This window comes from Microbacterium sp. (genome assembly GCF_036823965.1).
Lineage (GTDB): Bacteria > Actinomycetota > Actinomycetes > Actinomycetales > Microbacteriaceae > Microbacterium.
In genome coordinates this window covers 330,451-339,787 of record NZ_DAITBE010000004.1, presented here as the reverse complement: position 1 = coordinate 339,787, position 9,337 = coordinate 330,451, and the positions used below count along the sequence as shown (strand labels likewise).

Annotated in this window: 9 protein-coding genes; 7 read left to right on the top strand and 2 right to left on the bottom strand. The window is 69.7% G+C overall.

Annotation, left to right across the window (positions count from 1 at the left end):
• Window positions 1-845 (top strand): HNH endonuclease signature motif containing protein (locus tag V7Z82_RS09775; RefSeq protein WP_334150741.1); only part of this gene is annotated, 845 nt, incomplete at its 5' end.
• Between the two features lie 264 nt (window positions 846-1,109).
• Here the strand turns inward: V7Z82_RS09775 and V7Z82_RS09770 are convergent.
• Both V7Z82_RS09770 and V7Z82_RS09765 read right to left on the bottom strand, forming a co-directional pair.
• Window positions 1,110-1,601, bottom strand: a complete 492-nt coding sequence (locus V7Z82_RS09770) for a YfbM family protein (RefSeq protein ID WP_334150739.1) — start codon at window positions 1,599-1,601, stop codon at window positions 1,110-1,112.
• 74 nt (window positions 1,602-1,675) lie between these two features.
• Window positions 1,676-2,419 carry a GntR family transcriptional regulator gene (locus tag V7Z82_RS09765; RefSeq protein ID WP_334150737.1) on the bottom strand — a complete coding sequence of 248 codons (744 nt, stop codon included), beginning with the start codon at window positions 2,417-2,419 and terminating at the stop codon, window positions 1,676-1,678.
• Between the two features lie 170 nt (window positions 2,420-2,589).
• On the opposite strand from V7Z82_RS09765, the gene V7Z82_RS09760 reads away from it, so the two are divergent.
• The 6 genes from V7Z82_RS09760 to V7Z82_RS09735 all read left to right on the top strand — a co-directional run bounded on the left by V7Z82_RS09760 (window position 2,590) and on the right by V7Z82_RS09735 (window position 9,313).
• Window positions 2,590-3,522: a phosphate/phosphite/phosphonate ABC transporter substrate-binding protein gene (locus V7Z82_RS09760; RefSeq protein WP_334150735.1), complete on the top strand. Its 933-nt coding sequence runs from the start codon at window positions 2,590-2,592 to the stop codon at window positions 3,520-3,522.
• A 141-nt stretch (window positions 3,523-3,663) separates the two neighbouring features.
• Window positions 3,664-4,491, top strand: a complete 828-nt coding sequence (gene phnC / locus V7Z82_RS09755; RefSeq protein WP_334150733.1) for a phosphonate ABC transporter ATP-binding protein — start codon at window positions 3,664-3,666, stop codon at window positions 4,489-4,491.
• The gene (gene phnE / locus V7Z82_RS09750) at window positions 4,488-6,305 is read left to right on the top strand and encodes a phosphonate ABC transporter, permease protein PhnE (RefSeq protein WP_334150730.1); all 1,818 of its coding nucleotides are present in this window, start codon (window positions 4,488-4,490) and stop codon (window positions 6,303-6,305) included. Before phnC ends, phnE begins: the two co-directional genes overlap by 4 nt.
• Window positions 6,302-7,477, top strand: a complete 1,176-nt coding sequence (locus tag V7Z82_RS09745; RefSeq protein ID WP_334150728.1) for a TIGR03364 family FAD-dependent oxidoreductase — start codon at window positions 6,302-6,304, stop codon at window positions 7,475-7,477. The genes phnE and V7Z82_RS09745 overlap by 4 nt, the downstream gene beginning before the upstream one ends.
• Window positions 7,474-8,211: an HAD family hydrolase gene (locus V7Z82_RS09740; RefSeq protein ID WP_334150726.1), complete on the top strand. Its 738-nt coding sequence runs from the start codon at window positions 7,474-7,476 to the stop codon at window positions 8,209-8,211. Before V7Z82_RS09745 ends, V7Z82_RS09740 begins: the two co-directional genes overlap by 4 nt.
• Entirely contained in the window at window positions 8,204-9,313 is a 1,110-nt protein-coding gene (locus tag V7Z82_RS09735; protein WP_334150724.1) for an alcohol dehydrogenase catalytic domain-containing protein, read from the top strand. Before V7Z82_RS09740 ends, V7Z82_RS09735 begins: the two co-directional genes overlap by 8 nt.
• Window positions 9,314-9,337: the final 24 nt, after the last annotated feature.

The window sequence follows — 9,337 nt, the reverse complement described above, 5'->3', positions numbered from 1 at the left end:
GCCTGGTCCCGATCCACGGGGACCTGCTCCCGGAGACCGCAGGGGCGTTGCAACGCCAGTTCGACGCCTACCTGAACCCGAAAGTCGACGGGCCGCCCCTGCCCGGGGTGCGGTTCGTCGACAGTGACAGTGAGAGTGGCAGTGAGAGTGAGAGCGGCAGCGGCAGCGACAGCGACAGTGCGAGTGGCTGGTCCGAGTCCGGCGCCGACGTGCGGCAGGACGATGATGTGCTGCCGTCGGGGGATGCGGGTGGGATGGTCGACACCCGCACTCGGCCGCAGAAGCAGCACGACGCGTTCGCGGCGATCCTCGGGATCGCGGCCCGCCATGACGAGATGCCCAAGCTGGGTGGTGCGGCGCCGACACTGATCGTGTCCGTCCGGGCGGAGGACTATGCGACCGGGCGCGGGTGGGCGCATGTGGACGGCATCGACACCCCTGTCTCGGTCGCGACCGCCCGGCACACCGCGTGCGGTGGGACGATCCAACGGGTCCTGTTCGACCCCGAAGGGCGCATCATCGGCATCGGCGTCACGGACCGGATCTTCACCACCCCGCAACGACGGGCGATCACCCTCCGCGACAAGGAATGCCTCATCCCCGGCTGCCACGTCCCCGCGTCATGGTGCGAGATCCACCACGTCCAAGAACACGCACGCGGCGGGCCCACCCATACCGATAACGGGGTCGCGTTGTGCTGGCATCACCACCGCACCCTCGACACGAGTGGGTGGGAGATCCGCATGGACAACGGCACACCCCAGGTGCGCGGACCAGCCTGGTGGGACCCCGCACAACGATGGCGAACCCCACAGCCCGCACTCACCCACGCACTCACCGGGTAGCACCCACGCCTGCAGTGCGCGCAATCCTGCGCTGGGCACTCCCGGCCCCAACGCTCGACGCCCAGCGAGAACGGCGAGACCGGCGAGACCGGCGAGAATCGCGAAACCGGCGAGACCAGCGAGACCGGCGGCCGGCGCCCGACAACCGGCGACAGGCAACGGGCAACGCGTGGTGCGCTGTGTCGGGCGGCCGGTGAACGGTGACAGTCGATCCATGATCAGCGTTCGACCGGCGCTGCTGCTGGGCCGGCCCGCGCTGCTGCGCTAGAAGATGCTGATCACGAGGTGCTTGCCCTCGTCCACGGCGCGACGGTGCACTCCGTCCAACGCATCCCACGCTGCAGCCAGCTCGGCACGCAGCACCGCGGGGTCGTCGTGCCAGATGTTCGGGTAGATGCCGGCATCCGCGAACGTCGTGAAGTCCGCCGCATCGATCACCGCATCCCGATCCAATGCATCGAGCGCCTCGATGATCGCGAGCAGTTCATCGTTCTCCGTGCAGCCGACGAAATCATCGCCACCGAACACGTGCACGCCGACGATCGATTCGCTCAGCGGGTCGTCGTCGCGTGGCGAAGCCGCCGACGCGCCCGTGAGCAGGAAGTGCAGCCCGTCCCACATCTTGTCGAGGTACACGGTCGGCGCCCCGCCGGACTCGAGATCCTCTAGCGTCGACACCAGAACCTCCGGCGCGAGCGACACGAGTCGATCCAGCGTCAGCTCATCCACCAGCGTGTAGGCCGCACGCATGCCCATCAGCAGACCCCCCAGAATGCATTGTCGATCGATTCGACTTTACGTGCACAATGCTGCGTGCTCGAATTCGGTCGTCATGTACCGACTGCGCGCATGTAATGTCCGTCGGTCGAGATGCCGGATGCGGCCACCGTGAACCGCACGACCTCACTGAGATAGCGATCCTCCGACGCCTCGAAGATCACCCCGTCCGCGTCCCGCGATGTGCGGCTCAACCGCAGGATCGGCGTGCCCTGCGGCACACGCAGCAACGCGGCATCCTGATCATCCGCCGCCACCGCATCGATCACGTGCTGCAGACCGACGATCGGATGCCCCTGCGAACCCAGATACTCCGTGATCGACACCGCATCGAGATCGACCTCGAACAATCGCCGCCCGACGGCCTCGGTGTAGAACAGCCGTTCGAGCATGGTCGGGCGACCATCGAGCAGCCGCAGCCGCACCACGCTCACGATCGTGTCGTCCGGTCCGACGCCGAGTGCCGCACCGTGATCGCCGGCCCGCCGCAGGCTCAGCTCCTGCGTCTGGGCACCCGGCGTCACCCCGAGATCTCGCGCCCAGCGCGTGAACGGCACCGATACGTCGACCGCCTGACTCGCCTTGCGTGCGACGACGCGCGCCGGCCTGCCGCGACTGGTCTCGATCAGCCCCTCGGCCCGCAGCGCCGCGAGCGCATTGCGGATCGGCCCGCGAGAGGTCTGCCAGCGCGCGGCCAGCTCCGCCTCAGTGGGCACGTCGTCGCCTGGGCGCAGGGCGCCGGCCGCGATCTCCCGCCGCAGGTCATCGGCGATCTGGGTGTAGACAGCTTCGGTCACATAGGTACATTACTTGCCCAGCTCCCGACGCGGACCCGCATTCGCGCAGTGTTCATCCAAGGAAATGCTTGGTGAACGAGCCCTGAACTCTTCCGAGTTAGGTATATTTCTCGGCCCTTCGCCTGACAGAGTCTTCCGTGGATCACCCCTCCCACCTCTGAAAGGTCCTCATGAAGCTTCGTGCTCTGCCCGCCCTCGCGGGCGTCGCGCTCCTCGCCCTCGGCCTCGCCGCCTGTTCCGGTGCTGCCGATGCAACCAGCACCCCCGGCTCCGACGAGTCGTCGTCGGCCGCCGGCGGCTTCGCGGTCGACGAGAACACGCTCGTCTTCGGCGTCGTGCCGGACTCGGTCGACACCGAGACCAACTACCAGCCGCTCATGGACTACATCGCCGAGATCACCGGCAAGACCGTCGAGTACCACGAGTCCACCGACTACGCGGCCCTCATCGAGGCAGCCGTCGCCGGCAAGGTCGACGTCGCCTCCTTCTCGGGCTTCACCTACGTGACCGCCACCAACAACGGCGCGAAGCTCACCCCGATCTCCTCGATCGTCACCGACGAGGGCCAGGAGCCCGGCTACTACTCGCAGGCGATCGTCCCCAAGGACAGCGACATCTCCAGCATCGAGGACTTCAAGGGCAAGAAGGTCTGCTTCGTTGATCCGTCCTCCACCTCGGGCTACCTCTTCCCGTCGTACAACCTGCTCGAGGCCGGCATCGACCCGAAGACCGACATCACTCCGGTGTTCGCGGGCAAGCACGACGTGAGCGTGCAGAAGGTCGGCGAGGGCGTCGAGTGCGAGGTCGGATTCGCCGAGGACTCCGAGGTCGAGAAGTCGGATGCCGTGAAGGTCATCGACCAGACGATGGTGCCCGGCGCTCCGCTGGTCTACTCGTCGACGCTTCCCGATGACGTCTCGAAGACGCTGATCGACGGCCTCTCCGAGATCACGATCGACGACATCATCGCCGCTGGCATCGACGGCGCCGACACCGACGCGTTCCGCAGTGTCTTCTACGCCACGAAGCCGGTCGACGACGCCTACTACGACCTCATCCGCGACATCTGCAAGGAGACCGAAGCGGAGCAGTGCAAGGCCTGATGGCCTGAGCACGGTCTCGCCTCTCGCCACCCCGACAGGCTCGGTGGCCCAGGAGCTCGCAATGAGCGACTGGGTCCCTGAGCCTGTCGGATGGCCGCACTGCACATCCCGCACCACACCGACCGCTTTCCAGGAGAACCCATGAACTCGGCCACCGACGCCCTCGTCCGCCTGAGCGGAGTGACGAAGACCTTCGGCTCCACGACCGCCCTCGACGACGTCTCGCTCGAGGTGTCGCGCGGCGAGATCGTCGTGCTGCTCGGACTCTCCGGGTCGGGCAAGTCCACTCTGCTGCGCCACCTCGACGGTCTGGAGCTGCCCACGTCCGGCAGCGTCGAGGTGCTCGGCTCCTCGGTGCCGGCGCTGCGCGGACGCGCGCTGCGATCGCTGCGCAGCCGCGTCGGGTTCATCTTCCAGCAGTTCGAGCTCGTGCCATCGCTCACGGTGCTCGAGAACGTGCTCACCGGCTCGCTCTCCCGCGTGCGCGGTCCGCGCCTCGGCCTCTGGGGCTACTCGAAGGCCGCGAAGCTGCAGGCCCTCGAGCACCTCGACCGCGTCGGCCTGCTCGACCGGGCATACCAGCGCAGCGACACCCTCTCCGGCGGACAGCAGCAGCGCGTCGCGATCGCCCGCGCGCTCATGCAGAAGCCCGACATCCTGCTCGCCGACGAGCCGGTCGCCTCGCTCGACCCCGAATCCAGCGACCAGGTCATGGCACTCATCCGCGAGATCGCGGCCGACGAGGGGCTCACGGTCGTCTGCAGCCTGCACCAGGTCGACCTCGCGATCTCCTGGGCTGACCGCATCGTCGGCCTCCGCCATGGCGCGGTCGTGCTCGACACCCCGACCGGCGACCTCACCAAGGCCGAGGTCATGGAGATCTACGGCCGCGTCGCCACCACCACCGCCGAGATCACAGCGGTCGCGATGGAGCTGGCGGATGCATCGACGCAGGTGCACGTCTCATGACGGTCGTCGGTGGCGCTTCGACAGGCTCAGCGACCCAGGGCGGCGGCGCGGGCACCCAGGGCGGCGGCTCAGCGACCCACGGCGGCGGCGCGGGCACCCAGGGGAGCGGCGGCGGCGGCACGGCATCCGCCCCGGTCGGCGACCGCGCACCGAAGCGTCCGATCTCGCCTGAGCGCATCGCGGCATCCCTCACACTCATCGCGCTGGTCGTGCTCGGCATCCTCGCCGTCAACGAGGTCGGCATCTCGATCCCCGCCATGGTGCAGAGCTGGGGCAATGCCGAGAACTTCATGGCTCGCGTCGGCGGGCTCTCCTTTCCCGAGCCGGGCGACCTGGCGTGGCTGATCGCTCTGACCGTCGGCCTCGTGCTGGTCGGCACGCTGCTCGCGGCCGTGCTCTCGGTGCCGATCGCGTATCTCGCAGCCTCCAACACCACGCCGGGCAACGGCTGGCGTGCGGCGGCGCGCTTCATCGGCGTGCTCACCCGCGCCCTCCCCGACGTCGTGCTCGCGATGGCGTTCGTGCTGATGTTCTCACTCGGCACGCTCCCCGGCATCCTGGCGATCGGCATCCACTCCATCGGCATGATCTCGAAGATGTTCGCCGACGCGATCGAGCAGATCGACGAAGGCCCTCGCCTCGCGATCCGGGCAGCCGGCGGCTCGAAGATGCAGGAGTTCAGCGCCGGCATCCTGCCGCAGGTGCTGCCCAGCTGGGTCGCGACCGTGCTGCACCGCAACGACATCAACCTCCGCGGCAGCGTCGTGCTCGGCTACGTCGGCGTCGCGGGCCTCGGCCTCGAGATGTCGTACGCCTTCAAAGCGCTGAACTACGGCAAGGGCCTCGGCATCGCGCTCGTCATCTTCATCCTCTGCGTCGTCATGGAGATCGTGTCGAGCCTGGTGCGCGGCGCGATGCTCGGCCAGGAACGCCAGACGCGATCGTGGATGGACCGCATCGTGCACCCGCGCCTGCGGGCGAAACGCGAAGCCGCGGCGAATGGTCGGGCCTGGGCCGCGAGCCCGCAGACCGCGGTGCGCCGACCGTGGACCGCCCAGCGTGTGCGGAACACCACCGCCGGCGGCATCGCCGTGCTGGTCGTGCTGGGCAGTGTCGTGGTGAGCGACATCAACTGGATGGACTTCGTCACCTTCTGGGCCAAGCTCCCCGAGACCGCCGCGAAGTTCTGGCCGCCCTCCTTCGGCAACTACGACGCCTCGGCCATGTTCACCGCCATGCGCGACACGGTTGCGATCGCGCTGGCCGCGACCGTGCTGACCCTGCTGCCGTCGCTGGTGCTCGGGTCGCTCGCCGCGAGCAATGTCGCACCGAGCAGGGGAGCCCGCGGCATCGCCCGGTTCCTCCTCGTCGGCATCCGCGGCATCCCCGAGCTGATCCTCGCGATCGTGCTCGTCGTGATCACGGGGCTCGGGCCGCAGGCCGGTGTCATCGCGCTCGCGATCGGCGGCATCGGACTCCTCGGCAAGCTCATCGCCGACTCCTTCGAAGAGGTCGACCGAGGCCCCGAGCGCGCGCTGCGCGCCGTCGGCGCCACCCGGTTGCAGACCTACACCTCGGCCACGGTGCCGCAGGGGATGCAGGCACTGGTCGGGCACAGCTTCTACATGCTCGACACGAACATCCGTGCGGCGACGATCCTCGGCATCGTCGGCGGTGGAGGCGTCGGCTACTACCTGCTGAACGCGAGTCAGGGCTCGCGCTACGAGACGGTCACGGCGATCGTGCTGATGATCCTGGTCACGGTCCTGGTGGTCGAGGGCCTCGCGATGTGGATGCGGAAGGTGTTCCGATGAACGCTGCAGTGCATGGAACGGATGCCACGGCCGACGTGGTCGTGGTCGGCTCCGGGATCGTCGGACTCGGCGCGGCCTACGCGGCGGTGCGCCGCGGGCTGCGCGTGATCGTGATCGACCGCACCGACGGACCGAGCGGCGCGACGATCCGCAACTTCGGGCACCTCTGCATCGGCGCGCAGACCGGTGACGCCCGGCGCTACGCCGACCGGTCCCGTGAGCTCTGGCTGCGGCTCGCCGCCGATGCCGGGTTCTGGCTGCGCGAATCGGGCACGCTCGTCGCCGCGCGACATGTCGATGAACTCGCGGTGCTCGAGGCTGCGTCCCTCCACGAGAACCCGAGCGGCGGCATCCGGATGCTGGATGCGGACGAGCTGCTGCGCCTGGCCCCGCTGCGGCGCGATGGCATCCTCGGCGGTGCGCACATCGCGACCGACCTGCAGACCGATCCGCGTGCGGCCGCCGGTGCGATCGTCCGTCACCTCGCGGCGCTCGGCGTCGAGTTCCGGTTCCGCACTGCGGTCACCGCGCTCGCGGCAGGGCAGGTCGAGACCACGCGCGGTGCGGTGTCCGCCGGGCACACGGTCGTCGCCGTGAACCACGACATCGACCAGCTGCTGCCGGAGATCGCCGAGCGCCGCGGCATCCAGCGCTGCGCCCTCGACATGATGCGCGCGGCGGTGAGCCTGCGGCATCCGCTGCCGGCCCCGCTGCTGACGGGCTGGTCGATGGTGCGCTACGGCCGCTTCGCAGAGGCCCCGGAGACGGCGCAGCTGACCGCACGTCTGCGCGAACGCCTGCACGCCGAACGGCCCGACCTCGCGGCCCTCGACCTCAACCAGATGTACACGCAGCTGCCTGACGGCTCGCTCATCATCGGCGACTCGCACGCCACAGCGACGACGACCTCGCCGTTCCAGTCCGAGGCGGCGTTCACCGCCTTCCTCGCGGAGGCAGAGGCACTGTTCGACATGCCGGCTCCGCGGGTGCTGGAGCGCTGGCAGGGCGTCTACGCGAAGGGCTCCACGGAGTTCCTCGTCGAACGGGGCGACGACGGGGCGCTGGTGCTCGCCGCGACCACCGGCATCGGAATGACCACGGGTCTGGGGCTCGCTGAAGAGAATCTCACCGCCGCCTTCGGGTGGGCACCCGCAATGGAAGGAACATCATGACCACTCCTCTCGACCTCGCCTCGATCGAACTCGTCGTGCTCGACATGGCCGGAACCACCGTGCTCGACGACGGTGTCGTGGAGCAGGCGTTCCAGCGCGCTGCCGAACGAACCGGCGTCGCCGATCGGATGCCGTGGGACGAGGCGCTCGACCACGTGCGCGTCACCATGGGCCAGTCCAAGATCGACGTCTTCACGCACCTCGCAGGTGGCGACGTCGCTGCGGCTACGCGGGCGACCGCCGCCTTCGAGGACGCGTACGCCGAGATCGTCGCCGAGCAGGGCGTGTCCGAGATCCCCGGCGCGGCCGATGCGATCCAGGGACTGAAGGATGCCGGCCTCGCGGTCGCCCTCACCACCGGCTTCGCCCCGGTCACCCGCGACGCGCTCATCGACGGCCTCGGCTGGCACGGCCTCGTCGACCTCGCGCTGTCGCCGGTGGACGCCGGACGAGGTCGTCCTGCGCCCGACCTCGTGCTGACGGCGCTCCTGCGCACGCAGACCTCCTCGGTCGGCGCGGTCGCGGTCGCCGGCGACACCACGAGCGACATCGCGTCCGGGCGCCGTGCAGGTGCCGGCTTCGTCGCAGGCGTACTCACGGGTGCACACGATCGTGCTGCGTTGAGCGCCGCCGGCGCGGATGCCGTGCTCAGCGACGTCACCGGTCTGCGGGCCGCCCTCGCCGAGCGCGGACTGCTCGGCGCTGTGGTGTCCGGCGCTGCCGTGATTGTCTGAGCTGGTCGACGACATGGGCACGCTGCTGATCCGCCCTCCAGGCCATCGACGTGACGTCACGCTGCGGCCGGCGGCCACGGCGATGGTGTGGACCGGCGTCGATCACCCGCACGAGACGATCGCGGTGCCCGGCGTCGCGCTCGGTGACGGCGACGTGCTGGTCGCGATCGAGATGTCGACGATCTGCGGCTCCGACGTGCACACCGTGCAGGGTCGCCGGACGGCGCCGACGCCGCTCGTGCTCGGCCACGAGAGCGTCGGGCGCGTGATCGCGATCGGCGACGACGGCGCGCTCGGGGTCGACGGGAGTCCGCTGCGGATCGGCGACCGCGTGGTCTGGTCGATCACGGTCTCCTGCGCGAGCTGCGACCGGTGCCTGCGCGGAATGCCGCAGAAGTGCCGCACGCTCGGCAAGTACGGCCACGATCGGGTCGGCGCGCACGGCGATCTGACCGGCGCGTTCGGCAGTCACATGCAGCTGCGCGCCGGCACGGCGATCGTTCGGGTGCCCGAGGCGCTGCCGGCATCCGTGCTCGCGCCGGCGTCGTGCGCGACCGCCACTGCCTGGGCCGCGGTCGCCCGCGCTGCGCGGTGGCGGGACCTCGAAGGTGCTGCGGTCCGCATCCACGGCGCCGGACTCGTCGGACTCTCGGCGGCGGCGATCGCTGCCGAGTTCGGCGCCGACGTCGAGGTGCGCGACCCGAACCCGAAGCGCCAGGCGCTCGCCGCCCGGTTCGGCGCAGAGGGCCTCGATCGCGAGCCGGACGTGGTGATCGAGGCGTCAGGACATGCCGTGACGGATGCGCTGGAGGGCGTCGCAGTCGGGGGCATGGTGGTGCTGGTCGGCAGCGTGTTCCCGGCCGACCCGGTGCCGTTCGACGCCGAGAGCATCGTGCGGCGGCTCGTCACGATCGCGGGTGTCCACAACTACACCGGCGCGGAGCTCGCCGAGGCGGTCGCGTTCCTGGCCGGCCGCGGTCGTGCATATCCCTTCGCGGATGCCGTCGGTGCTGTGCGCCCGCTCGCCGACATCGATGCGGCGCTCGCCGCGGCATCCGAACGGGGCGCGCCGCTGCGGATCGGACTCGTGCCCGGGCGCTGAGCCGTTCCTCGGGCGCTCGTGGCC

Excerpts from the sequence above, each read along its gene's own strand:
- V7Z82_RS09770 (WP_334150739.1), bottom strand. The coding sequence starts at position 1,601 with ATGGGCATGCGTGCGGCCTACACGCTGGTGGATGAGCTGACGCTGGAT.
- V7Z82_RS09760 (WP_334150735.1), top strand. The coding sequence starts at position 2,590 with ATGAAGCTTCGTGCTCTGCCCGCCCTCGCGGGCGTCGCGCTCCTCGCC.
- phnC (WP_334150733.1), top strand. The coding sequence starts at position 3,664 with ATGAACTCGGCCACCGACGCCCTCGTCCGCCTGAGCGGAGTGACGAAG.
- phnE (WP_334150730.1), top strand. The coding sequence starts at position 4,488 with ATGACGGTCGTCGGTGGCGCTTCGACAGGCTCAGCGACCCAGGGCGGC.
- V7Z82_RS09745 (WP_334150728.1), top strand. The coding sequence starts at position 6,302 with ATGAACGCTGCAGTGCATGGAACGGATGCCACGGCCGACGTGGTCGTG.
- V7Z82_RS09740 (WP_334150726.1), top strand. The coding sequence starts at position 7,474 with ATGACCACTCCTCTCGACCTCGCCTCGATCGAACTCGTCGTGCTCGAC.